At 57.8% G+C, this 22,547-nt stretch carries 23 protein-coding genes and 1 tRNA gene; 14 read left to right on the top strand and 10 right to left on the bottom strand.

Annotation, left to right across the window (positions count from 1 at the left end; all coding sequences use genetic code 11):
* Positions 1-48: 48 nt before the first annotated feature.
* The 3 genes from ACRRQW_RS16920 to ACRRQW_RS16910 are packed head-to-tail and all read left to right on the top strand — an operon-like array spanning position 49 to position 3,845.
* Entirely contained in the window at positions 49-726 is a 678-nt protein-coding gene (locus tag ACRRQW_RS16920) for a hypothetical protein (RefSeq protein WP_438482780.1), read from the top strand.
* A gap of 3 nt (positions 727-729) precedes the next feature.
* Positions 730-1,884, top strand: a complete 1,155-nt coding sequence (locus ACRRQW_RS16915) for a cytochrome c biogenesis protein ResB (protein ID WP_438482779.1) — start codon at positions 730-732, stop codon at positions 1,882-1,884.
* A complete protein-coding gene (locus ACRRQW_RS16910; protein WP_438482778.1) occupies positions 1,881-3,845 on the top strand; it encodes a cytochrome c biogenesis protein in 1,965 nt (654 codons plus the stop codon). The genes ACRRQW_RS16915 and ACRRQW_RS16910 overlap by 4 nt, the downstream gene beginning before the upstream one ends.
* Positions 3,846-3,868: 23 nt before the next feature.
* On the opposite strand, the gene ACRRQW_RS16905 is transcribed toward ACRRQW_RS16910, so the two are convergent.
* The 3 genes from ACRRQW_RS16905 to recN form a co-directional block, all read right to left on the bottom strand.
* Complete coding sequence (locus ACRRQW_RS16905) at positions 3,869-4,804, bottom strand: ThuA domain-containing protein (RefSeq protein WP_438482777.1); 936 nt, start codon at positions 4,802-4,804, stop codon at positions 3,869-3,871.
* Between the two features lie 54 nt (positions 4,805-4,858).
* Positions 4,859-6,043, bottom strand: coding sequence for a PLP-dependent aminotransferase family protein (locus ACRRQW_RS16900; RefSeq protein ID WP_438482776.1), 1,185 nt, complete (start codon positions 6,041-6,043; stop codon positions 4,859-4,861).
* Between the two features lie 87 nt (positions 6,044-6,130).
* Positions 6,131-7,792: a DNA repair protein RecN gene (gene recN, locus ACRRQW_RS16895; protein WP_438482775.1), complete on the bottom strand. Its 1,662-nt coding sequence runs from the start codon at positions 7,790-7,792 to the stop codon at positions 6,131-6,133.
* Between the two features lie 125 nt (positions 7,793-7,917).
* On the opposite strand from recN, the gene ACRRQW_RS16890 reads away from it, so the two are divergent.
* Positions 7,918-7,994, top strand: a tRNA-Val gene (locus ACRRQW_RS16890).
* A gap of 50 nt (positions 7,995-8,044) precedes the next feature.
* Here ACRRQW_RS16890 and ACRRQW_RS16885 read toward each other — a convergent pair.
* Entirely contained in the window at positions 8,045-8,920 is an 876-nt protein-coding gene (locus tag ACRRQW_RS16885; protein WP_438482774.1) for an alpha/beta hydrolase, read from the bottom strand.
* A 118-nt stretch (positions 8,921-9,038) separates the two neighbouring features.
* Between ACRRQW_RS16885 and ACRRQW_RS16880 the strand changes: the two genes are divergently transcribed.
* The 6 genes from ACRRQW_RS16880 to ACRRQW_RS16855 all read left to right on the top strand — a co-directional run bounded on the left by ACRRQW_RS16880 (position 9,039) and on the right by ACRRQW_RS16855 (position 14,865).
* Positions 9,039-10,946, top strand: a complete 1,908-nt coding sequence (locus ACRRQW_RS16880) for an ATP-binding protein (protein ID WP_438482773.1) — start codon at positions 9,039-9,041, stop codon at positions 10,944-10,946.
* Between the two features lie 245 nt (positions 10,947-11,191).
* Positions 11,192-11,740, top strand: coding sequence for a bifunctional pyr operon transcriptional regulator/uracil phosphoribosyltransferase PyrR (gene pyrR / locus ACRRQW_RS16875; protein WP_438482772.1), 549 nt, complete (start codon positions 11,192-11,194; stop codon positions 11,738-11,740).
* 4 nt (positions 11,741-11,744) lie between these two features.
* Positions 11,745-12,692, top strand: a complete 948-nt coding sequence (locus ACRRQW_RS16870; RefSeq protein ID WP_438482771.1) for an aspartate carbamoyltransferase catalytic subunit — start codon at positions 11,745-11,747, stop codon at positions 12,690-12,692.
* A 115-nt stretch (positions 12,693-12,807) separates the two neighbouring features.
* Entirely contained in the window at positions 12,808-14,094 is a 1,287-nt protein-coding gene (locus tag ACRRQW_RS16865) for a dihydroorotase (RefSeq protein WP_438482770.1), read from the top strand.
* 105 nt (positions 14,095-14,199) lie between these two features.
* A complete protein-coding gene (locus ACRRQW_RS16860) occupies positions 14,200-14,457 on the top strand; it encodes a hypothetical protein (protein ID WP_438482769.1) in 258 nt (85 codons plus the stop codon).
* A 144-nt stretch (positions 14,458-14,601) separates the two neighbouring features.
* A complete protein-coding gene (locus ACRRQW_RS16855; protein WP_438482768.1) occupies positions 14,602-14,865 on the top strand; it encodes a hypothetical protein in 264 nt (87 codons plus the stop codon).
* 7 nt (positions 14,866-14,872) lie between these two features.
* Here the strand turns inward: ACRRQW_RS16855 and ACRRQW_RS16850 are convergent, their stop codons facing one another.
* Both ACRRQW_RS16850 and ACRRQW_RS16845 read right to left on the bottom strand, forming a co-directional pair.
* Positions 14,873-15,760, bottom strand: coding sequence for an endonuclease/exonuclease/phosphatase family protein (locus ACRRQW_RS16850; protein ID WP_438482767.1), 888 nt, complete (start codon positions 15,758-15,760; stop codon positions 14,873-14,875).
* Positions 15,761-15,784: 24 nt separating this feature from the next.
* Positions 15,785-17,023 carry a M48 family metallopeptidase gene (locus ACRRQW_RS16845; RefSeq protein WP_438482766.1) on the bottom strand — a complete coding sequence of 413 codons (1,239 nt, stop codon included), beginning with the start codon at positions 17,021-17,023 and terminating at the stop codon, positions 15,785-15,787.
* Between the two features lie 68 nt (positions 17,024-17,091).
* Here ACRRQW_RS16845 and xseB point away from each other — a divergent pair, with 68 nt between their 5' ends.
* A complete protein-coding gene (gene xseB / locus ACRRQW_RS16840) occupies positions 17,092-17,379 on the top strand; it encodes an exodeoxyribonuclease VII small subunit (protein ID WP_438482765.1) in 288 nt (95 codons plus the stop codon).
* A 24-nt stretch (positions 17,380-17,403) separates the two neighbouring features.
* A complete protein-coding gene (gene dxs / locus ACRRQW_RS16835; protein WP_438482764.1) occupies positions 17,404-19,329 on the top strand; it encodes a 1-deoxy-D-xylulose-5-phosphate synthase in 1,926 nt (641 codons plus the stop codon).
* 32 nt (positions 19,330-19,361) lie between these two features.
* On the opposite strand, the gene ACRRQW_RS16830 is transcribed toward dxs, so the two are convergent.
* The 3 genes from ACRRQW_RS16830 to ACRRQW_RS16820 form a co-directional block, all read right to left on the bottom strand.
* Positions 19,362-19,649, bottom strand: coding sequence for a hypothetical protein (locus ACRRQW_RS16830; RefSeq protein ID WP_438482763.1), 288 nt, complete (start codon positions 19,647-19,649; stop codon positions 19,362-19,364).
* A gap of 125 nt (positions 19,650-19,774) precedes the next feature.
* Positions 19,775-20,899: an ATP-binding protein gene (locus tag ACRRQW_RS16825; RefSeq protein WP_438482762.1), complete on the bottom strand. Its 1,125-nt coding sequence runs from the start codon at positions 20,897-20,899 to the stop codon at positions 19,775-19,777.
* Positions 20,896-21,339, bottom strand: coding sequence for an FxLYD domain-containing protein (locus tag ACRRQW_RS16820; protein ID WP_438482761.1), 444 nt, complete (start codon positions 21,337-21,339; stop codon positions 20,896-20,898). The genes ACRRQW_RS16825 and ACRRQW_RS16820 overlap by 4 nt, the downstream gene beginning before the upstream one ends.
* A 227-nt stretch (positions 21,340-21,566) precedes the next feature.
* Here ACRRQW_RS16820 and ACRRQW_RS16815 point away from each other — a divergent pair, with 227 nt between their 5' ends.
* Positions 21,567-21,770, top strand: a complete 204-nt coding sequence (locus ACRRQW_RS16815; RefSeq protein WP_438482760.1) for a hypothetical protein — start codon at positions 21,567-21,569, stop codon at positions 21,768-21,770.
* Between the two features lie 28 nt (positions 21,771-21,798).
* Complete coding sequence (locus tag ACRRQW_RS16810) at positions 21,799-21,981, top strand: hypothetical protein (RefSeq protein ID WP_438482759.1); 183 nt, start codon at positions 21,799-21,801, stop codon at positions 21,979-21,981.
* On the opposite strand, the gene ACRRQW_RS16805 is transcribed toward ACRRQW_RS16810, so the two are convergent.
* A complete protein-coding gene (locus tag ACRRQW_RS16805) occupies positions 21,978-22,511 on the bottom strand; it encodes a hypothetical protein (protein ID WP_438482758.1) in 534 nt (177 codons plus the stop codon). The genes ACRRQW_RS16810 and ACRRQW_RS16805 overlap by 4 nt on opposite strands.
* Between the last annotated feature and the right edge of the window lie 36 nt (positions 22,512-22,547).

Raw genomic sequence — 22,547 nt, 5'->3', positions numbered from 1 at the left:
TTTACTTAGGGTTGCGGTCGCCCGTGGATTACTCGACGTTACGAGGTGATGTTTACCCGTCTGTCCGCCTGCGCACTTGCCCTGCTTCTCGTCACCAGCGGTTGCAAGGATCGCGAAATCGTTTCCTACCGCGCGCCGAAAGATCCTGCGGCTGCACCCATGCCGTCCGCCTCCGCGCCCAACACCAACGATCTTCCGGCCGGACATCCGCCGACCACTTCGGCTGCCGCTGCGCCCGCTCCGATGATGCCTGCCGCGTCTGGCGATCAAATGAGCATGGCGAACACCGCCGTGCCGACCGGCAGCGATTCGCTCAAGTGGAGCGCGCCTTCCTCGTGGGCCGCGATGCCGCAACGCCCGATGCGCAAAGCCACCTTCGCCATCAAAGGCGATGCCGGCGCCGATGCCGATCTTTCCATCACATCATTCCCCGGCGACACCGGCGGCTTGCTGGCCAACATCAATCGCTGGCGCGGCCAGATTGCGCTGTCCCCCCTTGCCCAAGCCCAACTCGACGCGAACGTTCAGCACCTCGACATCGGTAGTCTGCACGTCGATGTCGTCGATTTTCTCGGCACGATGAACGGCACCCCGACGCGCGTCCTCGGCGCCATCATCCCACACCAGAGCGACACCTGGTTCTTCAAAGTCACCGGGCCCGACGCCCTCGTCGCCCGCGAAAAAGAGGCCTTCATGGCGTTCTTAAAAACCATCTCCCCGCGCTGAGCCATGACGCCTCTCTCCCGACAATTCCGCGACTTCTTCGTCTCGCTCAAACTCACCGTCTGGCTGCTCGCGCTTTCGATCATCCTGATTTTCTGGGCGACGCTCGCGCAGGTGCAGCTCGGCGTCTGGGGTGTGCAGCAGAAATTTTTCCACGCGTTCTTCGTCCTCGAACGAATTCCTGGCACCGACATTCCCGTGCCGGTTTTTCCCGGCGGCTATTTCCTCGGCGGCTTGCTGCTCATCAACCTGATCGCGGCGCACGTTTACCGTTTCAAACTCGAATGGAAAAAAGCCGGCATTCAGCTCACGCATTCTGGTTTAATCCTTCTCCTCATCGGCGAACTCATCACCGGCTTGATGCAACAGGAAAGCCAGATGCGCCTCGATGAAGGCCAGACCAAAAATTACTCTGAAAGCTATCGCCTCACCGAACTCGCGATTATCGACACCACGAATCCCGACTTCAATGAAGTCGTCTCGATTCCCGAGGCGAGACTCGCGGACGGCGGCTTGATTCAGTTTCACAAACTTCCGTTTCAAATCCGCATCCACGACTACTTCGCCAATGCGATGCTCCAGATGCGCGACGAGAATACCAAATCACCGCCCGGCATCGCCACCGCCGGCCTTGGCCCGCGCGTCAACCTCGTGCCGCTGCGCCTCACTTACAAACAAGACGAACGCAACGCACCCGCCGCTAACGTCGAGTTCATCGGCACCGAGGGTTCATTTGGCATCTTCGTGGTATCGCCGCTACTCGGCTTGCCGCAGAAATTCGATTACCAAGGCAAAACCTACGAAATCGCGCTGCGCTTCCAGCGTTTCTATAAACCGTTTTCCATTTCGTTGCTCGATTTCCGCCACGACAAATACGCCGGCACGGAAATTCCGAAAAATTTTTCCAGCCAGATTAAGCTGAAGGACAGTTCAACCAAAGATGATCGCGAAGTGCTCATCTTCATGAACAATCCGCTGCGCCACGGCGGCCTCACTTTTTATCAAGCCGGCTACGAAGGTGACCAGACCACCGTCCTGCAAGTCGTGCGCAACCCTGGTTGGCTGTTGCCTTACATTTCCTGCATCATGATGGGCGTCGGACTCCTGCTGCAATTCAGCATCCACCTCATCGGCTTCATCCGCAAACGCTCCGCCGCATGAAACGCTTCCTCCCTTTCCTCGCCCTGATTTTTGGCCTGCTTTACGTCGGCTCCACGCTCCGCTCGCGCGCGCCGAAATCAGACTTCGATCTCACTTCGTTCGGGCAGCTGCCGGTGCTCGTCAATGGACGCATCAAGCCACTCGACACGGTTGCGCGCACTTCGCTGCTCGTGATCCAAAGTCGCCAACGCGTCAGCAATCCTGCCATCAAAGAGGAATTTGTTTCCTCGCCAATCGAGTGGCTCGCGACCGTGCTCTTCAATCCGGTCAAAGCCGACACATTCCCAACGTTCCGCATTGAGTCGCCCGAGGTGATCGATCTCGTCGGCCTCACCGATAGCGACGTCAAAATCGCCTATGCGAGCAGCGTGAAACGCTTTTTCGCCGTCCTCGGATTTCTGCCGAGCACGCACTCGCGTTTTTCGTTTAATCAACTTCAGCCGAAAATCGCCGAACTGGATCGCCAAGCGCAACTCGCCGACGCGGTCGACGCGCAAGTGCGCACGCCGTTTCAAAAACAGGTCGTGCGTTTGCGTGATAACCTCATGCTCTATCAGCGCCTCAAGCACAGCGCACAGGCGCCGGATTCCGCCGATTTTCTGAGCGAACTCACCCAGTTCCATCGCGCATTGCCCGGCGGTGTGGAATCCGTCCGCAATCGCCAGCAAGGCAAACCGCACGATGACGATGCCTTCAAAGCGATGATGGCGATGGCGAGCCGCTATGATGCGATGGACAAGATGAGCTATTTTTTTGCCGTTCCGCCCGTCGCCGATGCTGACGATACCGCATGGCGCAGCGTGGGGGTGACTTTGCTCGAAACTTTTCAGACCGGCACGGTAAACGCCAACGTCATGGCTTACGCCGCGCTTGGACATTCCTGGCGCAACAATCAACCGGGCCAGTTCAACGAAATTGTCCGCCTCTACCGTGACCAACTCGCAAAACGGTTTACGCCGCAGTTGAAAAAAACCTATCTCGAGACCCGCTTCAATGCTGCCGAGCCTTTCTACGTGAGCATGAATCTCTACGCGCTCGCGTTTTTCGTCGCGATTTTCTCCTGGCTGAAATGGCCCGTCGAACTCGGCAAATCCGCTTTCTATCTGACCCTGATCGCCTGGATTCTCGCCACTGCGGGCATCGCCACGCGTATGTGGCTCGAAGGTCGTCCACCCGTCACGAATCTCTATTCCTCCGCACTCTTCGTCGGTTGGGGCGCGGTCGGCCTGTGTCTCGTGCTCGAAAAAATCTACAAGAACGCCATCGCTTCCGTCGCCGCCAGCATGATCGGTTTCGCAACGTTGCTCGTCGCTCATCACCTCTCGCTCGCCGGTGACACGCTCGAGATGATGCGCGCCGTGCTCGATTCCAATTTCTGGCTCGCGACGCACGTCATCGTCGTCACCGCTGGCTACTCGGCGACGTTCCTCGCGGGATTCCTCGCAATCATATACGTGCTCCGCGGCGCATTCACCAAGTCACTCGATAAACCCGCGGCGGATTCGCTCGCGCGCATGGTTTACGGCATCGTGTGTTTCGCGACGCTCTTCAGCCTCGTTGGCACTGTCCTCGGCGGCATTTGGGCCGATCAATCCTGGGGCCGCTTCTGGGGCTGGGATCCCAAGGAAAACGGCGCGCTTCTTATCGTATTGTGGAACGCCATTATTCTCCACGCGCGTTGGGGTGGCCTCGTCAAACAACGCGGCCTGATGTGTCTCGCGATCTTCGGCAACGTGATCACGAGTTGGAGCTGGTTTGGCACCAACATGCTCGGCGTCGGCCTGCACAGCTACGGCTTCATGGACGAAGCGTTTAACTGGTTGCTCATCTTTGTGGGCATTCAACTCGCCATCATCGGCCTCGCCCAAATCCCGCTGACCAAGTGGCGGAGCTCTGAGGCTATGAAATATGATCGCCTACCAGAGACCCGATTCACAAAAGACGGCGCGATCGAAGTCTAACGGCGTTTAGCAAACGCCAATCCTCACTTCTTCGGCACTGGCGGTGCGGGCAGCGGCTGAATCTTCGCCGCTTCCGGCGTCACTTGCGGCAGATTTGGCGTCACGTCGGCATCGACGCGTTTGCCGGCCCACTCCAATCCGCCAATGAGCGTGGCTTGGAATTGCGGGCTTTCCCACACGTCGTCGCGATGGCCCATCGCGTTGAACCACACGCGGCCTTTGCCGTGCGTCCGCGCCCACGCGATCGGGAACGAAGGACGCTGATAATCTTCACCTTTCATCCCGGCGGTTTCCAACACGAGCAACACGTGCAAATTCGAAGCGAACTCCTTCGTCGTATACCATTCCTCCTGACATTCCCACGTTTCCGCGAGTCCAGCGAAACCGGGAAATTTGTGATCGATCACGCGCGCCTTCGCGACCTGTTGCGCGCCGTGCCGGATAAATTCTCCGCCGAGCATCTTGATGTAAGCATCCGCAGCGTCGCCGTGGGCGATGTAACGATTGCCACGCTTCTCCACCGGCGGATTGCCGCCGCCCGTTTCGTAGGTGTGAAACGTATCGCTCGCGGCGTGCAGGCCGGCGAAGCCTTTTCCACCCGCGACCGCGTCGAGCAACGCTTGTTTACCCTCGGGCGTAATCGCCGGATTTCCATCGGTGCCGACACTCAGCAGGTCACCGCTGGTGTAAAATAAAACCACGTCGAACTTCGTGAAATACTCCTTTGAAAACAGACTCCCGTCCTTGCTGAACGTGAACTCGATGTTCTTTTCCGCACCAAGCTTCGTGAGGATTTTTTCCGAGAAACTGGGCTGTCCGTCCACGCGCTTGATCACGCTGTGCTCGAAACCCGACGACTTTGTGAAATACAACACGCGCAACGGCGTGGCGGCGAAAGCAGAAACGGCCATTCCGAACGCGACAAGCCCTGCAACCAACAACTTGGGGTAAAGTTTCATGACGGCAATGTGCGCGGTCACCCCGATCGTGCAACCGCGCAATTGCCGGAATCGTTAACCGCGGCAAAGCGCCGCGAGTCGCTTCACGCCTTCGCGAATCCGCGCGGGCGTGGAGTTGGAATAATTAAGCCGCAGATAATTCGCGCCGGCGTCGCTCGGGAAAAAATCGCGTCCGGGCACGAACGCGACCTTCTGCTCAATCGCGCGTTTCAACAGCGCCATCCCATCGAGTTCCTTCGGGCCAGTGACCCAGAGAAACATGCCGCCTTCCGGTTTGGTCCACGTGTAACCCGCCGGCATTTCCGCTTTGAGCGCGGCATCCATCACATCGAATCGTTCACCGTAGGCTGAACGAATTTTATTAAGATGAGCAGTCTGATCATTTTGCGTGAGGTAGGCGTAAGCGACGCGTTGATCAAAACTCGACGTGTGCAAATCCGATGCCTGCTTCACGATCAGCAGTTGCGAAAAAATCGCTTCGGGAGCCACGACCCACCCCAGACGCAGGCCCGGAGCGATCGTCTTCGAAAATGTGCTCACATAGAGCACGCAGTTCGCCTCATCCCAATGTTTGATCGGCGGGACTTCCTCGCCGCGATATCGCAACTTCCCATAAGGATCGTCCTCGATGATGAGCAAGTTGTGCTGCGCCGCAATCTGCGCAAGCTTCGCCCGGCGCTCCTTGATCAACGTGATGCCGGTGGGATTTTGAAACGTCGGGATCGTGTAGAGAAATTTTGGCTGGTGGAGTTTGATGAGCTCCGGAATCGCCTCGGGCACGAGCCCGAACTCGTCCGTCGGCACCGGCACGAACTTCGCCTGCAAAGTCTGGAACGCCTGAATCGCCGCGAGGTAAGTCGGGTTCTCCGTAAGCACCACGTCGCCGGGGTTCAGGAAAATTTTTCCGACGAGATCGAGCACCTGCTGCGAGCCATTGGTGACGAGCACATCGGTCGGTTTTACGTTCTTCACGCCGCGACTGCGCACTTCGTCCGCGATCCACTCCCGCAACAGAGCGTAGCCTTCGCTCGGTCCGTATTGCAACGACTCCGGACCATTTTTCGCCAGGACACTCGCCGCCGCCGCGCTGACTTCAGCCACAGGAAACAACTCGGGAGCCGGCAAACCGCCCGCGAAAGAAATGATCTCCGGTTGAGCGGTCACTTTCAGGATTTCACGGATCGTCGAGGGCCGCATGGTGCGCATGCGCTCGGCAAAGATTTCAGGCGATATCGGCATAGCGTTAACCAACCATAACCGCCAGGCTCGCGACAATGTTTATCCCGCTGAACCGGACAAGTTCAGCCCCTGCTGTGTCGACGCGGATTATTTGCCCAACAACTCGTCCGCGTGCGCGAGAGCACTCTTGGCGTTGCGGTCGCCGAGCATGCGAGCGAGTTCGCTGACGCGGGTCTTGCGATTCGCGTGAATGGGCTCGATCGACACGGCCGCACGATCGCCGCTTTGGTCTTTCGTGACGACCAAGTGATTCGAAGCCTGCGCGGCAACTTGCGGCAAATGCGTCACGCACAGCACTTGGTGGCGGTCGGCGATGTCGGCCATTTTTTCGCCGACGATGCGGCCAATTTCACCGCCGACGTTGGCGTCGACTTCGTCGAACACAAGCAGCGGCACGTCGTCGATTTCCGCGAGCACGGTCTTGAGCGCGAGCATGACGCGGGCAAGTTCGCCGCTCGACGCGATGCGATTAAGCGGCAAGGGCGGTTCACCGACGTTGGGAGAAAACAGAAACTCCACGCCGCAATCGCCGTAAAGACCCAGCTCAGCCAACGGCGTCAGCTGCACGCGAAAATCGGCTTTCTTAAAACCAAGTTGAACAATCACCTTCGACGTCGCCTTCGCGAGTTGCACGGCGGCTTTGTCTCGCGTCAGGCGGAGATCGGCCGCGGCTTTCTTTGCGGATTTGAGCGCTTCCGTAATTTGTTTTTCCAGCTTCGCGAGGGAACCTTCGACGTCGCTCTGTGTTTCGAGTTTGCGACGCATCTCGTCGCGCGCGGCGAGCACGACTTCTACTTTTGAACCGTGCTTACGCTTCAGTTCGAGCCACGAATTCATCTTGTCCTGCAACGCTTCCGCTTCTTCCGGATCGAAATTCAGCGATGACGCCAACGAAGCAAATTCTGCATCGAGATCGCCGAGTTCCACCGCGGTCGATTGCAGCCGATCCGCCAGCGGCTTGCTGGCCGCGTCGAGCGATTCCAAGTGCCGCGCGTCGCGCAGCAGCGCCGACAAACGACCGAGCAGCCCTTCCTCACCACTGAGGCCGTTGCTTAAGCCCTGCGACAACTGGATGAGCTCTTGCGCGCTATTCTGGCGCTGAAAATCACGTTCGAGGGTTGCGATGGCTTCGTCGGTGAGTTCCAGCGCATCGATTTTCCCCAGCTGCACTTTAAGGAAATCGATTTGGTCGGCGGAAAGTTTATCCGCGCCGAGCAAGCGCTCGCGTTCGTCCACCAAGCCGCGCCAGTGTCGATACTGCGTTTGATATTTTTCCAGCACCGCTTCGTTTTTCGCGAACAGGTCGAGCAGTTCGCGTTGGCACCCTTCCTTCAACAAGCGACGTGGCTCGCCCGGCCCATGGAAATCGATCCAATATTCTCCGAGTTCCTGCAATGCGCTGAGGGTCGCCATGCTGCCATTGACGGAAATCTTTGGGGCTTTGTCGCGTGGCAGGCTGCGCTTCAGGATGAGCACGCCATCGTCACACGGCGGCAGATCGAGCGCTTCCAGTTTCTGGTCGAGCTTGCGGCTGTCCGAGAAAAACAACGCCGCTTCCACTTCGGTGGCCGCCGCGCCTTGGCGGATGATCGTCTTGTCCGCCCGCGCGCCGGCGAGCAGCGACAGCGCGCCGAGCAAGATGCTTTTACCGGCGCCGGTCTCGCCCGTGACGGCGGTAAATCCGGTTTCGAAGTCCAATTCGACTTCGTCGAGGAGCGCGAGGTTACGGATGCGGAGCGACTGCAGCATGTTGCAGGTGTTTAGACGTCGGCTTTTCAAATGCACGCGAAAATCCCTGTTTTTCCCGCCAAGTAACTTTTGGGAAATTTCCCTTGCACCGCCTCCGCCAAATTGTTCACTCCTGACCCTCTTGGGGACCTTTAGCTCAGTTGGTTAGAGCGTTTCGTTGACATCGAAAAGGTCACTGGTTCGAGTCCAGTAAGGTCCACCATTTAGAAAGCGCTTCACGTTGAGGCAGTTGAGTTTTCGCCCGGTTCTGCGTCACAGGCGTCCCATTTTTCTGAGCCACGTTTCCATTACTGCCGTCCAGCGCGTGGCTTGACTGGGCAGCCCGCCGAGCCCGAAGCCATGGCCACCTGTCTCCATGAGGTGAAATTCTGCCGGCACGCTCACGTTTTTTGCGGCCGCGAGAAACAGGTGAGCGTTTTCGATCGGCACCGTTTTGTCATCCGTCGCGTGCAGCAGGAAAATCGGCGGCGTCGCGGCGCTCACTTGGGCGTCCGTGCTGATCGCGTTGCGCATCGCTGACGATGTTTCCTCACCCAGCAAGGCGGTGCGCGATCCTACATGTGCAAATGGGCTCTCCATCGTAATCACCGGATAAATTAACGCCGCCCAGTCCGGTCGCGCGCTGGTTTTGTCGAGGACATTGCCGGTCTGCGTGAGCGGTGAGTCAAACAACGTCGCCGCCATCGACGCGAGATGTCCGCCCGCAGAAAAACCAATGATGCCAATTTCCTTTGGGTTCACGCCCCACTCCAGCGCACGCGATCGCACCAGTCGGACCGCGCGCGTGACATCGCGCAATTGCGCAGGGTGCCGGTATTCTTTGAGCCGGTATTTCAGCACGAACACGTGAAATCCAAGCCCGTTAAGCCACTCCGCGACGGCGCGACCCTCCTTGGTGATGGAAAGGATGTGATAGCCACCGCCAGGACATACGATCACCGCCCGACCATTCGATTCTGCGGGCGGAAAATGCAGCAATGCTGGCGCATGGACATTTGCCAAATGCCCGACTTGCGGATCGCTAAAATATTCGGCGGTCGGCGCAGCCACCACCTCCGGCACGCCTTCCGGCCACAACGGAATGGCTGTTTTTTCCAAATTCACATCGCTCGCCGCATGCATGCTCATGGCACCGAACCATGCATCACGAAACCAGTTTATGGCGAGTTCAGATCTAAAGTTAACCGGAACGAGGCGCCACGACGGAGCGCAACTGTAGGACTTTGTCATTTGGCGATTCATGATAATGCTTTCCGATCCGCCGACATCGGGCATCATTTACCTCGTGCAGCCGCCCCCAGAACTGACTCCAACCGACATCGCACCGCGCGTGCGGGCGGAGTTGGTGCGCATGGCCTACGATGCCTTGCCGTCCGGCTTGGTCGCGACCGCACTCGTTTCCACCGGGCTGGCGTGGACAGTGGCGTATTCGCACTCAGGCCATGAAGCGTGGATCTGGCTCGCGTTCGTGCTGGTCGCAGCGGCGGGACGCTATGGGCACTGTTTAACTTACCGGAAAGCGCCGGTATCTTACGAACAAGCCCGACGCGGCGAGATTTGGTTCATCATCGGCGTGGTATTCACGGCGCTCGGCTGGGCCTATGCCGGCTGGAGTTTTCTGCCGCAGCTCAACGAAACCGAACGCTCCGTTTTAATTCTCGTGCTCGCGGGCATGACGGCCGGGGCCACGCACTCGCTCGCTCCCGTCGTGGTGGCTAGCTGGGTATTTCAAATTGTCGCGCTGATGCCGTTGATCGCGCGTTTCTTCCTCGGTGGAGAACTCGTCCAGGTAATCACCGGCACGCTCGCCACGGCCTATCTCTTTTTCTTGTTCACGATGTCGCGCAGTTATCATCGCCATGTGAGCAACGCGCTGCGGCTGAGTTTTCAACACGAGCAACTCGTCGCGGAGCTCCAGCAAAAGCAAACCGACACCGTGACACTCAACCAAGGGCTCACGGAGGAAATTTCGCGCCGTAAACACATCGAATCCGAACTCCGCTCCGCCAAGGAACGCGCCGAAAACGCAAATCAGGCCAAAGGCGAATTTCTCGCGACGATGAGCCACGAAATTCGCACACCCATGAACGGCGTCATGGGCATGCTCGATCTCCTGAAAAGCACTTCGCTTACTCCTGCGCAGCGAGAACAAGTGGAGACCGCCGCCAGCTCCGCCGATTCCTTGCTGCGCATCCTGAATGACATTTTGGATTTCTCGAAGATCGAAACCGGCCGCATCGAATTCGAAACCATTCCCTTTCACGCCGATCAACTCGCCGACGAAGTTGTCCAGCTGCTGCGTTCCCGCGCTGAAGCCAAATCACTTACGCTTACTCTCGCCGCCAATGAATCGGCCCAACTCAAGGTCATCGGCGACCCCACGCGATTGCGCCAGGTGATGATGAACCTCGTCGGCAACGCCATTAAGTTTTCCGAGCAAGGCGAGGTGTCCCTGAAACTCGACGGACGGCGCGACGATTACGGCATGCTGCACCTGACGGTCGATGTGCGCGACACCGGCATCGGCATGACGGAAGAGACCCGCGCAAATCTTTTCCAACCGTTCATGCAAGCTGACAGCTCCATGAGCCGGCGCTTCGGTGGATCTGGCCTCGGCTTGGCCATTTCGCAAAAACTTGTTGAACGCATGGGCGGTGCCATCGCGGTGCAAAGCACGCTCGGTCGCGGCTCGTTGTTTCGCTTCACGATCAGTTTCCCCATCGTCGCCAAAGAAGCGACCGCCGCACCGTTCCCGGTCGCGAATGCCGCGCGCAGCACGATGACCGGTCGCATTCTTGTCGTCGAAGACGATATGGTGAACCAACGCGTGGTGCTCATGATGCTGGAGCGAATGGGTCTGCAATGCCGCGTCGTCGGCGATGGCCCCACCGCGTTGCAAGCGATTCAAGAGAGCCCATGGGATTTGGTATTCATGGATTGCCAGTTGCCCGGCATCGACGGCTTTGAAACGACTCGCCGCGCTCGCGCCTACCTCGCAGGGCGGCCTTTGCCGATCGTCGCGCTCACCGCCAACGCCCGCCCTGAAGATCGCGCCGCCTGCCACGCCGCCGGCATGGATGATTTCCTTTCAAAGCCGATGCGCACCGCCGACCTCCGCGCCTGCCTCGAACGCTGGCTGCCGCTCGCCGGGTAATTCTGCGGTTCTACGTAAATACGCGTATTCCGTTTTTCCCGCGTCGCAGGTAAAGTCAGCGCGTCCGTTAAATCTGGTTGGTTGACGGACAATCCAAGCAATCCGGAAGTTCGCGACTCGCCCCTGCGGGTCGCGAACCACTCAGAAAGCTCCGGGCCGCCTCGCGAGGGGCGGCCCTTCCTGTTTTCGGCATAAACGCCTTTGCGCTGGACGCCCTTCCCGCCCGTCCCCAAAAACTCCGGCTCGTGGCCACACCTCCGAAGCACGACGCCTCCTCCATCGCCGAAGCCATCGCGCGAATCGCTGCCGCCATTGCGATCAATCACGCGAAAACCAAGCACTTGCTCTTGCTCGGCATCGCCAACGGCGGCGTCATTCTTACCAATCGTCTGGTTAAAGCGCTCCAGCAATCCGGCCTCAAACCCGGTGTCGGCACGATCGATATCTCATTTCACCGCGACGACATCGGAGCGAACCCGATTCCAAAGGAATTTTCGCCCACGATCATCCCGCACGACGTCAACGGCACGACCGTGATCCTCATCGATGACGTGCTCTACTCCGGTCGCACCGTAAAAGCCGCCCTCGACGAACTCTTCGACCACGGCCGCCCCGATCGCGTGGAACTTGCCGTGCTCGTTGATCGCGGCGGACGCAAGTTGCCCATCGCGGCCGATTATTGCGGCCTGACGGTCGAAGCCCGCGACGGCGAAAAAGTTTCTGTGTATCTCGACGAAAAAACGCCTGCGACCGATTCGGTCGTCGTGCACCCTGCCACCGCCAAATCCAAATAATCCCGTGCCCTGGCATCGTAAACACCTTCTCACCATCGAGGAACTCAGCCGCGCTGAGATCGAGCAACTGCTCGCGACCGCCGGCGCGTTCCGCCGCATCCTCGATCGCAAAGTCAAAAAAGTCCCCGCGCTTCGCGGCAAGACTATCGTCAACCTCTTCCTTGAACCGAGCACGCGCACGCGCATCTCGTTCGAGATGGCCGCCAAGCTTCTCAGCGCGGACACGATCTCGTTCGACGCCGCCGCTTCGAGCACGACGAAAGGCGAAACCCTGCGCGACACCGCACAAAACATCCAGGCGCTCAACGCCGACATGATCGTGCTGCGCCACTCCGCGAGCGGCTCGCCCCTTTATTTGAGTCGCGTGCTCGGCATTCCCGTCATCAACGCCGGCGACGGCGCGCACGAACATCCGACGCAGGCCTTGCTCGACGTGTTCACGATGCGCGAAAAACTTGGCGACCTCAAAGGCCGCAAAATCGTCATCCTCGGCGATATTCTTTTCAGTCGCGTTGCGCGCTCGAACATCCACGCGCTCACAAAACTCGGTGCGAACGTCACCATCGTCGGTCCGTCCACCCTCGTCCCGCGCTGGTTCGAAGCGCTCGGGGTGAAAGTTTCCCACAACCTGCGTAGTGCGCTCGAAGACGCCGATGTCGTGATGCTGCTCCGCATTCAACACGAGCGCCAGGCATCCGGTCACTTTCCTTCCGTTGGCGAATACACCGGCATGTTTGGCCTCAACAAAACGCGTGCCGAATGGATCAAGCCCGACGCGATTATCATGCATCCCGGCCCGATCAATCGTGGCGTCGAGATCGACAGCGACCTCGCCGACTCGCCGCGCAGTGTGATCTTGCAACAAGTCACCAACGGCATCGCCGTCCGCATGGCCGCGCTCTACCTCTGCGCCGGCGGCCAACCCGAACACGTCCTCGCGCCGGTCGAGTAATTTTTCTAAATCGAAATTCTTTTTAACCACGGATTACACGGATGCAGACGGACAAGACCACGGTAGCGAGTTTCATCATCCGTGTTTATCCGTATCATCCGTGGTCAAATAAATCATGAGCTCTCTCTGGATTCAAAACGGCCGAGTGATCGACCCCGCCTCGAAACGGGATGCAGTCGGCGATGTCTTTATCGCTGACGGCAAATTCGTCAGCTCCCTTTCTGCAAAACAGAAAAAGTCTGCAAAAAAAATCGACGCCAAAGGCCTCGTCGTTGCGCCCGGCCTCGTCGATATCCACGTGCATTTCCGTGAACCCGGCCAGACGCACAAGGAGACGATTCTCACCGGTTCTCAAGCGGCGGCAGCGGGTGGATTCACCACTGTCGTGTGCATGCCCAACACCTCACCCGTCGCTGACAACGCCGGCACGATTCAACTGATCAACGCCGCCGCACGCAACGCACTCGTGCACGTTTACCCGACCGGTTGCATCACCGTCGGAATGAAAGGCCAGGCGCTCGCGCCGCACGGCTCGCTCAAAAAAGCCGGTGTCGTCGCTATCACGGACGACGGCCTCTGCGTGGAGAACAACCAGCTCATGCGCAGCGCCGTCGAATACGCGAAGATGTTCGACCTCTCCGTGCTCGATCACTGTCAGGACGAGTCGCTCACTAAAGGCGCCGTGATGAACGAAGGCACCGTCTCCACGCGTCTCGGCCTCAAAGGCTGGCCGCACGCCGCGGAAGACATCATCGTCGCGCGGAACATCATCCTCTCGCACTACTCCGGCGCGCACATCCACATGCAGCACATCAGTTCGGCGATGTCGGTTGAACTGATTCGCCGCGCCATCAAAGACGGTATCAACGTCACCGGTGAAGCCACGCCGCACCACATTGCGTTGACCGAAGAATCGCTCGGCACCTACGACACGAATTTCAAAATGAATCCGCCGCTGCGCACCGAGGCGGATCGCAAGGCGATCATCGCGGGCCTCAAAGACGGCACGCTCGCCTGTATCGGCACCGACCACGCGCCGCACGCGCCCGACGAAAAAGACCGCGAGTTCGACTACGCGCCCAACGGCATCACCGGCCTGGAAACCGCGCTCGCCGTGTGTCTCGACGTCCTCGTGAAGCGGAACAAATTCAAACTCAGCTACGTCATCGACCTCATGACGCGGCGCGCCGCCGAGGTGTTGAAGCTCCCCGCCGGCACGCTCGCCGAAGGCGCCACGGCCGACGTGTGCATCTTTGATCCCGAGGAAAAATGGCTCTACGACGCGAAAAAAGGTTTCAGCAAATCGCTAAACTCTCCGTGGTCAGGCCAAACGCTGACGGGACGCGTGAAGTCCACAATCGTTGCGGGGCGAGTCGTTTACAGGGATGGCAAGTTCGCGTAATTCGCTCCGAAGAAAATTCCGTCTCGCAGCCGCGTTCACCTGAGCGCGGCTTTTTCATTCACGCCCATTGACATCGGCTCGATTGAGCAGACAACCAGCGGCACAATGACCACTCCGAACGTTCGTGCTTTCCAAAAACAAGTCGGGATCGACTTCGCTGCCTATCAGGCTCGGGAGTGCTGCAGTGCGGAGAAAGCGCTTCAAAAACTGAACACCGAGAGCAAGAAAAGCCCGGAGCGCACGATTCTTCACTTGGGCCAGCTGCGTCAGCTCATCAGCAAACACATCGTGATCGCTGACGTCATCCGCCTGCAAATTTTCGCGAAGACATTGACCCAGCAACTCGCACTCAAAGCCGCCTGAGTGTGCGTTGATTTGGTAGGGCGAATGTTTCGGATAGAGCCGCCCGATCGTCGAGAAGACTCGTCCTACCGACTGGCGCGGCGCGCGCAAAAGCCACGCACGTCCGTTGACATTTCTGCGATTGAGCAGACAACCAGTGGCCACATGCCTACGCCCAAAGAAGAGATCCATAAACTCCAGAAGCAGGTTAAAGCCGACTTCGCCGCTTACCAAGCCAAGCTGTGCTGTAGCGCCCAGAAGGTAGTCGATCTCTTGAACGACAAGGGCGGCAAGACTGCCGAGCGCACGATTCTGACATTAGGCGAATTTCGCCAACTCCTCGATAAACGGCTCACCGAAGAAAACTATCTTCGCCTGAAAATCTTCGCGAAGCATCTGCCCAAGAGCTCGCCGGCCTCCGCTAGCTGAAGCCGCTTTATTTCGCCGGGGCCAAATTAAATTTGGCGTAAACCGCGCGGTGGTCGCTGCCAACCGTGCTCGATTCGCCATCGTAGATTTTGGCTTCTTTGCCTTCGACGAATGGAAAGAGCGCCGGCGACACGAGAATGTAATCGATCCGGCTATAAACGTCTTCACGGCGGAAATAGTGCGTCCACGCCTCGCCATGCGAATCGCTCGAGCGAAGCAATTCACCCAGCTTGGTTTCGCCACGCTTCAGCAACGCCTGCACTGGCTTGCTGCTGCGCGTGTCGTTCCAATCCCCGGTGACAATGAACTTTGCTTTCGTCGGATCAGGGAAACGCGAGAATACCAAATCGCGCACCGCGCGGGCTTCTTCCTGGCGATGCAAGGTCGACTCGGGATCGTCGTCGCGTTCGGTGCGTTTGCTCTTCAGGTGAATGACGAACACCGAAACATCGCCCTCATTCGTAGCGAAGATCGCTTCGAGCACGCCGCGTTTCACCACGTCTTTTTGCCCGAAATACGTCAGCCCGACCTCCGCGTGTCTCTTCACTTCCTTGAACGGAATCTTGGAGAGAAGCGCGACATGGCGGTCAGCGTCGGCGGCTTGCACGAGCGCGGTGTGGGGGAAATTTTGCCCCGCTTGCTTCAACTCGCGCTGAAATTCATCGAGAAAAGGCTGCGTGCCCATTTCTTCCACCGCGAGCACGTCGGGCGCAATCGCGGAGATCACTTGGGTCAGGGCAGTTTTTTCGGTCTGTGGCTTCGGGTAGGCCTTGCGATAGACGCCATCGGCCATGCGGTCGGCGATGAGGTAGTTTTCGACGTTGTAAGTCGCAACCGTCAGCGCCTGCGCGAGCGTGGCGATGCACAGCGAAAGGAAAATCGTGAAAGCTTTCATGCAGTGAAATCGCATTGGATAATTTTAGCTCACCAACGCGCGCTCGCGTTCGACCAACGTGGGATGAGAATAATATACCGCGCTGTAGAGGGGATGCGGCGTGAGATTCGAGAGATTTTTCTGCGAGAGTTTCCGCAACGCGCCAATCATCGGGACGGATGAACCCATGGCGTTCTTCGCAAACGCGTCGGCTTCGTATTCGTGTTTGCGCGATGTGCGGTTGCCGAGCGGCGCGAACCAGAACGTCACCAGCCCGCCCAGCAGGCCGAACAACAAAAACGTCGGCGCAAGCATCGCGGGCGGCAGGCCGAACGCCGCGTTGAACCACGGCGCGTTGGCGAGCCACGCAATCACCGCGAAAGCTACCAACTGCATCAGCGCGACTGTCACGAGGCGTTTTGGAATGTGGCCGCGCTTGTAGTGGCCGATCTCGTGTGCGAGCACAGCCTCGAGTTCGTCCTGAGCGAGCTGATTCATGAGCGTGTCGAACAGCACGATGCGGCGGAAACGGCCGAAGCCCGTAAAAAATGCATTCGAGTGCGCGGAGCGTTTACTGCCATCCATCACTTCGATCGTCTGCGCTTTGAAGCCCGTGCGATCCGACAACGCGATTAAGCGATTCTTCATCTCACCTTCGGGCAGCGGCGTGAGTTTATTGAACAGCGGCATGATCAACTTCGGATAAAGCACGAGCATCAGCATCTGAAATCCGAACAGCAGCACGAAGCCCCACACCCACCAATACGTCCCCACCCAACCCACCAGCGCGAGCAAGCCCCACGCAATCGGAAAGCCAATCGCGAGTCCGAGGAGCGTGGACTTGATCTGGTCGGTCACCCACAGGCCGAGCGTGCTCTTGTTGAAACCAAAGCGCTCTTCCAAACGAAACTGCGCCCACCACGCGAGCGGCAGCCCGGGCAAGCCCATCAGGATCATCGTCGCCACCAAAAATAGCGCCCCGCTCCACGCGGCACCCGGCGACAGCGCATTGAATTTTTCCCACAACCACGGCAGCACGCCGCTGAACAGAAGCACGAGCAGCACGCCGACCTCGAACACCGTTTCGAAGGCCGCGAAACGACTCTTCGCCAACGTGTATTCAACCGATTTCGCATAGGTAGCCTCGTCCATGACATCGACGAGCGCCGCCGGACGCTGCGCCGCGTTCCGGCGCACTTCGCCCCGATTCAAAGCCTCCAAGGTCAACTGCGCCACGAGGCGCAAAATGATGAGAGCGATCACCGTCAGGGGCAGCCAATGCATGCGGCTACTCCAGAGGATTTTGTCGGCGCGCCAACCTTAAAACCTATGCCCGCCACCTTCTCCAAAGTTTGATTGAAATCCCCTCCCCGCGCCGCATCTTCCACCCCGTGGATTCAGACAAGACCGCCAAACTCAGTTTCGAAGCAGCTCTCGCCCAGCTGGAAACCATCGTTGACTCGATGGAACAAGGCGAAGTGCCGCTGGCCGACCTGTTGGCTAAATACGAGGAAGGCAGTAAGTTACTCAAGGTCTGTGAAACGCGTCTCAAAGACGCCGAGCTCAAAATCGAAAAGCTAAAAAAGCAAAAGGACGGCACCGCCGCCTTTGAGCCGTTTGAATCCAGCCGCGCGGAATAATCCCGCCGGTTCGCCACGCATCCGATGAGCACCACTCAGCCCGCCACCCTCCTTTCACGCATCGCCGGCCCCGCCGACGTCAAAGCGCTCGACGCCGCCCAGCTGCCGCAACTCGCGCAGGAAATCCGCGACGAACTCATCGCCGTCACCGCCAAAAATGGCGGCCACATCGGCCCTAATCTCGGCGTCGTCGAACTCACCATCGCGCTCCACCGCGCGTTCAGCACTCCCGAAGATCAATTCGTCTTCGACGTCGCGCACCAAGGTTACGTGCACAAATTGCTCACCGGTCGCCAGGGCGAATTTTTCCGCGGCCTCCGCAAAACCGGCGGCACTTCCGGCTTCCTTTATCGCGCCGAAAGTCAGCACGACAGTTTCGGCGCCGGCCACGCGGGCACGGCTCTCTCCGCGGCGCTCGGCATGGCGACCGCGCGCGATCTCCGCGGCAGCAGTGAACACGTCGTCGCGGTGTGCGGCGATGCGGCGTTTACCTGCGGCATCACGCTCGAAGCGCTCAACAACGTCGTTTCCTCCACGAAACGCCTCATCGTCATCCTCAACGACAACGAGTGGTCGATCGCGAAAAACGTCGGCGCAATTTCGAGTTACCTGAACCGCATCAGCACGCATCCGACCTACAATAAGATGCACCACAACGTGGAAGCCTGGTTCAAGAGCTTCCCCGCCGGCGTGGAGATGAACCGCGTTTACACCAAGTGGAAACGCGAGACGAAGGACTTCTTCGTCGAGTCGTCGCTCTTCGAGAAATTCGGCCTGCGTTACCTCGGTCCCGTGAATGGCCACGACCACGACGCGCTCGCGAAAAACCTCGAGTTCGCGAAACACTGCGACGTGCCCGTGATCATCCACGTGCTCACGAAAAAAGGCAAAGGCCTCGAAGCCGCCGTCAATCACCCGGAAAAATTTCACGGGGCGAGCCCCTTCGATCCCGAGACCGGCGAAAACGCGAAAACCGCGCCCGGCACACCGCCGAACTATCAAGACGTCTTCGGGCAGACGCTCGCCCGTTTCGCAAAGGCAGATAAAAATATTCTCGGTATCACGGGTGCCATGCCCGCCGGCACGGGACTGTCGCATCTTGCGAAAGAAGTCCCGGGACAGTTTTTCGATGTCGGCATCGCGGAAGAGCACGCCGTGCTTTTCGCCGCAGGTCTCGCGACAAAAGGCTTCCGTCCGGTCTGCGCGATTTACTCGACGTTCCTCCAACGCGCTTACGACCAGGTCATCCACGACGTCGCGCTGCAGAATCTGCCGGTGACTTTCTGTATGGATCGCGCCGGCCTCTCGGCCAATGACGGCCCGACGCACCACGGCCTCTTCGATATTTCCTACCTGCGCTGCGTGCCCAACGCCGTCGTGATGCAACCGAAAGACGAAGACGAACTCGTCGACATGATGCACACGTCGCTTCAGTTGAAAGGCCCGGGCTTCATCCGCTACCCGCGCGGCGCTGGCACCGGAGTTCCGATCAAAGCGCAGCCTGTTGCGCTGCCCGTCGGCAAAGCCGAAGTGATTCGCGAAGGCACGGACATTATCATCTGGGCGCTCGGCGCAATGGTGCAGGATGCGCAGCAACTCGCGGACAAACTTCGGCGCGAAGAAAATCTCTCGGTCGGTATCGTGAACGCACGCTTCGTGAAGCCACTCGATACGGCGCTACTTCTGAAACAAGCTGCGGACACGTCGCTCATCGTCACGATGGAAGACCACGTGCTCGCCGGTGGTTTCGGCAGTGCCGTCATCGAAGCCTTGCAGGAGGCAAATTACTCTACGCCGGTCGAGCGCATCGGCTGGCCGGATAAATTCGTCGAGCACGGTAGCAGCGTGGAAATTCTCCGCGCCGCTTACGGCCTCGCTCCAGACGAGATCGCCAAGCGCGTCCGCGCACGGTGGCAGAGCGTTAAATCGGCTCCGGCTTCTGTCATTTGATTAGAGCGCGATAAATTTCGTGTTCTTTCGGTTCACAAAAAAGCCGCGCTCTTAATTGGCGCGGCTTTGTTCTGGGCAATTTCGTTTCGTAACTTCTTCGGCTCGGCTTTCTTTTCAATCTTTTCGCCCTCGCAACAGGATTTACCACCACCTTCGGCGCAACAACCCTCCTTGCCGGCTTTGCCTGCTTTCTTTTCCGCGCAGCAGGATTTTTCGGCAGGCTTGGCGGTTTCTTTCTTGGCGTCGTCATGCGCACGCACGACTGCGACACTGAGCACGCCGGCAGCAATCAACGAAACAATCAGGCGGATGTTTTTCATGGGGATTTGAGATGAAAACTGGTGCGGGCGGAGGGAATCGAACCCTCCAACTAATTGCGAGGTTATAGAATGGAATCATGTCTCCGAAATAGCGCTCGTTGCCAGTTTGTTGCCAATCAACGCTTCTACTTGCTCAAATTCTCGTTTCGGAGGTAAAAGAAAAAATGTGGATCTAGAACCGTCAGGATACGCTTTTCATCATCCCAATCTAGAACCGGTTTTGTGTCTTTGAAGAGTTTCGCGTATTGCTTTAGACCATTGCGCGTATTGGGTTCGCTGTCGGCCTCCTCAACGAGAAATGTCCTTATCCTGTCACGAATGTCATCGAGGTGGATTTTTTGGTAAGGTGGATCCTGTTTTAGCGCACGGACAATGCAACCGTAGAGATCAATCTCCTCGCCCTCTAGAGTCCGGAAAAATTTGCGCTCTTTGCCGTGTCCAGGAGGACCACTGCGGAGCTTCTCGAGGGAGGTCTTGTAGTTATATGAGCGGAGCGTTCGCGCTTTAATCTCTGGGATGTAATCGTGTGAAGGAACAACGTTTTCTAAAGCAACATCTTTGCCATGCATTCTGCAGGCTTCGAGACAGAGCGTTTGCATGATTTGAGGCGACCTTAAAGCCTCCTCAGCTAGGTGCATGTTAAAGTGCGGATCGTTAGGAAATCCAACTAATGGAAATCCAGTTTCGGCAATGCGAAGTAAATCAGAAGGTTCCCAAAACCTGAAATCGACGCAGAAATAGCGCCCGGATAAATCGGGGTTACTTCGGATCGCGTCATCATTTCTATGAGGAACGGTCAGGCAAATGATTCGTAGTCCAGTCGCTGCAGCATTCTTGATGGACATCGACACTTCTGCGCGTGCTGAGTGGGGTATGTAGTGAAAGTCGTCGATGATGAGAGGAATTCCGCTATCCCGTATCCGTGAGAGTCTCTGAGTAACGCTTATTTCGTCAAAGGGTTTATCGGTATCGTCGGTCACTTGACGGTAAGCCTCTCTCCAAAGTTCATGCACACTAGTTACGGTGTCACCTGTCACGTAGATCTGATCGAAACCATGCTCGGAACCGAACATTCGATCACACAATGTGGTTTTTCCGGACTTTGAAGGCCCCGAAATTGAAATCACTTTATTTTGTTGGTCTAGACCATCGCGAAGCTCTGCCTCCTGTCGGCCTTGCTCAATCGGGACGTATGTCAGGCGAGGAAATCCATCAGTAACAAAAACGCTTTCGGGTGTATGTGTGCTCATTTTGAAATAGGGATTGTTGAAATTTGAAAGAGTTGGCCGGTCCAGGGCATGGACCATTTGCGGGACTCTCCGGCGCGGAGTTCGAGGTGATCGACGGCGATCGTAAATGCGGTGTCGATGACGCGGCCGGTGTCGTCCAGGTAGTCGAGGCGGATCTGTTGGTAGCGCACTGGCGCGTTGCCGTGGTTGGTGATCGTGCCGCGAATGCCTGGGCTGTGGGTGCGGGTGGTATCTCTCTCCCAATAGATCTCAAGATTACCACTGCGAACGGTGCGCATTGCGATCTCGGCCGCGCGAGATTTTGCGTCCTCCGATTTGCGGGCGTTCATTGCCTCGCGGTCAGTCGTGGTGATCGTCTCGCTATTTAGGGGGGCCAACTTGTTTGACGACGAACAGCCGGCGAGGACGAGCGCGGCGCTAAAGCACATTATTTTTTTCATCGGGAAGAAAAATCAGCGGCAACCAGTTGAGAATTTGGAGGGTTATAAATTGTGAATAACCTTTTCTGGTCAGATGACGCGCGAAAAATACTTTGGCCGTGAGCTCGCAAACGGGAGTGGGAAACGTCCCCCGCCTTACGCGCGAGTGATCGAGGTGAAAGTCCTCGAGCCCGTCGCCGGCGCACCGGCGAGAATACGGACGGTTTTCCCAACAAAGGAAAACTACAGTGAAAAGTAAGTCCCAGAAACGAACACGCAGCGTCAATGCCCCGCACGTGTTTCTTGATACGGTTGGCATCGTTCGTCGTCGCAATGCTTATGCAACGCTTCGATTGAAAATCGTCGGTCCGGTGGAAAAACTGGAAGTGCTGAAAATGCAGGAAGGTGATCGCTTGCGCGTCTTCGAGCAAACGGTAGCCCTCGCTGCTTAGTGGTCTCCTGATCAAAAAGGAGGCTGTCATGTCAGCACCCGATGACGAACCGGAGGCGATCGTGTTACCGTTCATCAAACGCGGTGACATAGCGCATTACCGGCATCTAGCCAGGACGGCCGATGAAACTTTGCTGCGCGAGCTCGTTCTCGTGATGGCAGAGGACATTGCCTACTTGGTGCATGGAGTGGTTGAACCTGAAAGCGTTTAAGCGCGCTTTCTTTTCGACCTCGTTCCATAGACGGTCTCCGGTGGCGGCAAACCCGCCGGAGACTTCGAGGGCGGCTTAGGGGCGGTTTTTTTTATTAGCTCCGCAACACGCGTCGCGATCTCTTGCATGCGCGCTTCGGAGACCCGTTGGAACGTGTCGAGCGCGGCTTCATTTATTAGGGCGTAACTTTGTTCAGGATGAAACTTCTCATCCCTCAGCGCTTTTGCAAACGCGTCGAGATAGCGCGCCATAACAACCCCTCCGTCGATCTTTACTCCGGTCTCAGCCTCAATGGCGGCAATTTCGTTCACAATGATTTCAGCCAGCGCGGGCTGGTAAGCTCGAGCCAGCTCGGCAATCAGTGAGTCCCGAGAGGGCAACGCGGTCTTGCCCGCAATGTCGTTCTCAATGAGAGCGCGAACATATTTTGACTCACTGCCGAACGCTTTCGCGCGCTCCGCAGCCGACTCCAGAACCGCTCCTGAAAGCCATGTTTGAAAGGGTCTTCCGTCTGCCATGACGGAAAACATATAGAAACCTATAGTTTCCGCTTGCACAAAATCATA

Origin of the sequence: Oleiharenicola lentus, from assembly GCF_051660365.1 — a bacterium.
In the GTDB taxonomy this organism is placed as follows: domain Bacteria; phylum Verrucomicrobiota; class Verrucomicrobiia; order Opitutales; family Opitutaceae; genus Lacunisphaera; species Lacunisphaera lenta_A.
The sequence above is the reverse complement of the archived record's forward strand: the minus strand, read 5'-3'. Positions and strand labels throughout refer to the sequence as shown.

What these genes read in the sequence shown, in the direction of transcription:
- ACRRQW_RS16885 (WP_438482774.1), bottom strand. Translation starts at nt 8,920, where the DNA reads ATGAGCATGCATGCGGCGAGCGATGTGAATTTGGAAAAAACAGCCATT.
- ACRRQW_RS16850 (WP_438482767.1), bottom strand. Translation starts at nt 15,760, where the DNA reads ATGAAAGCTTTCACGATTTTCCTTTCGCTGTGCATCGCCACGCTCGCG.
- ACRRQW_RS16830 (WP_438482763.1), bottom strand. Translation starts at nt 19,649, where the DNA reads ATGAAAAACATCCGCCTGATTGTTTCGTTGATTGCTGCCGGCGTGCTC.
- ACRRQW_RS16860 (WP_438482769.1), top strand. Translation starts at nt 14,200, where the DNA reads ATGACCACTCCGAACGTTCGTGCTTTCCAAAAACAAGTCGGGATCGAC.
- recN (WP_438482775.1), bottom strand. Translation starts at nt 7,792, where the DNA reads ATGCTGCAGTCGCTCCGCATCCGTAACCTCGCGCTCCTCGACGAAGTC.
- ACRRQW_RS16845 (WP_438482766.1), bottom strand. Translation starts at nt 17,023, where the DNA reads ATGCATTGGCTGCCCCTGACGGTGATCGCTCTCATCATTTTGCGCCTC.
- ACRRQW_RS16810 (WP_438482759.1), top strand. Translation starts at nt 21,799, where the DNA reads ATGTCAGCACCCGATGACGAACCGGAGGCGATCGTGTTACCGTTCATC.
- ACRRQW_RS16865 (WP_438482770.1), top strand. Translation starts at nt 12,808, where the DNA reads ATGAGCTCTCTCTGGATTCAAAACGGCCGAGTGATCGACCCCGCCTCG.
- ACRRQW_RS16805 (WP_438482758.1), bottom strand. Translation starts at nt 22,511, where the DNA reads ATGTTTTCCGTCATGGCAGACGGAAGACCCTTTCAAACATGGCTTTCA.
- ACRRQW_RS16915 (WP_438482779.1), top strand. Translation starts at nt 730, where the DNA reads ATGACGCCTCTCTCCCGACAATTCCGCGACTTCTTCGTCTCGCTCAAA.
- ACRRQW_RS16820 (WP_438482761.1), bottom strand. Translation starts at nt 21,339, where the DNA reads ATGAAAAAAATAATGTGCTTTAGCGCCGCGCTCGTCCTCGCCGGCTGT.
- ACRRQW_RS16920 (WP_438482780.1), top strand. Translation starts at nt 49, where the DNA reads ATGTTTACCCGTCTGTCCGCCTGCGCACTTGCCCTGCTTCTCGTCACC.
- ACRRQW_RS16855 (WP_438482768.1), top strand. Translation starts at nt 14,602, where the DNA reads ATGCCTACGCCCAAAGAAGAGATCCATAAACTCCAGAAGCAGGTTAAA.
- ACRRQW_RS16905 (WP_438482777.1), bottom strand. Translation starts at nt 4,804, where the DNA reads ATGAAACTTTACCCCAAGTTGTTGGTTGCAGGGCTTGTCGCGTTCGGA.
- ACRRQW_RS16900 (WP_438482776.1), bottom strand. Translation starts at nt 6,043, where the DNA reads ATGCCGATATCGCCTGAAATCTTTGCCGAGCGCATGCGCACCATGCGG.
- ACRRQW_RS16825 (WP_438482762.1), bottom strand. Translation starts at nt 20,899, where the DNA reads ATGAGCACACATACACCCGAAAGCGTTTTTGTTACTGATGGATTTCCT.
- dxs (WP_438482764.1), top strand. Translation starts at nt 17,404, where the DNA reads ATGAGCACCACTCAGCCCGCCACCCTCCTTTCACGCATCGCCGGCCCC.
- ACRRQW_RS16880 (WP_438482773.1), top strand. Translation starts at nt 9,039, where the DNA reads ATGCTTTCCGATCCGCCGACATCGGGCATCATTTACCTCGTGCAGCCG.
- ACRRQW_RS16910 (WP_438482778.1), top strand. Translation starts at nt 1,881, where the DNA reads ATGAAACGCTTCCTCCCTTTCCTCGCCCTGATTTTTGGCCTGCTTTAC.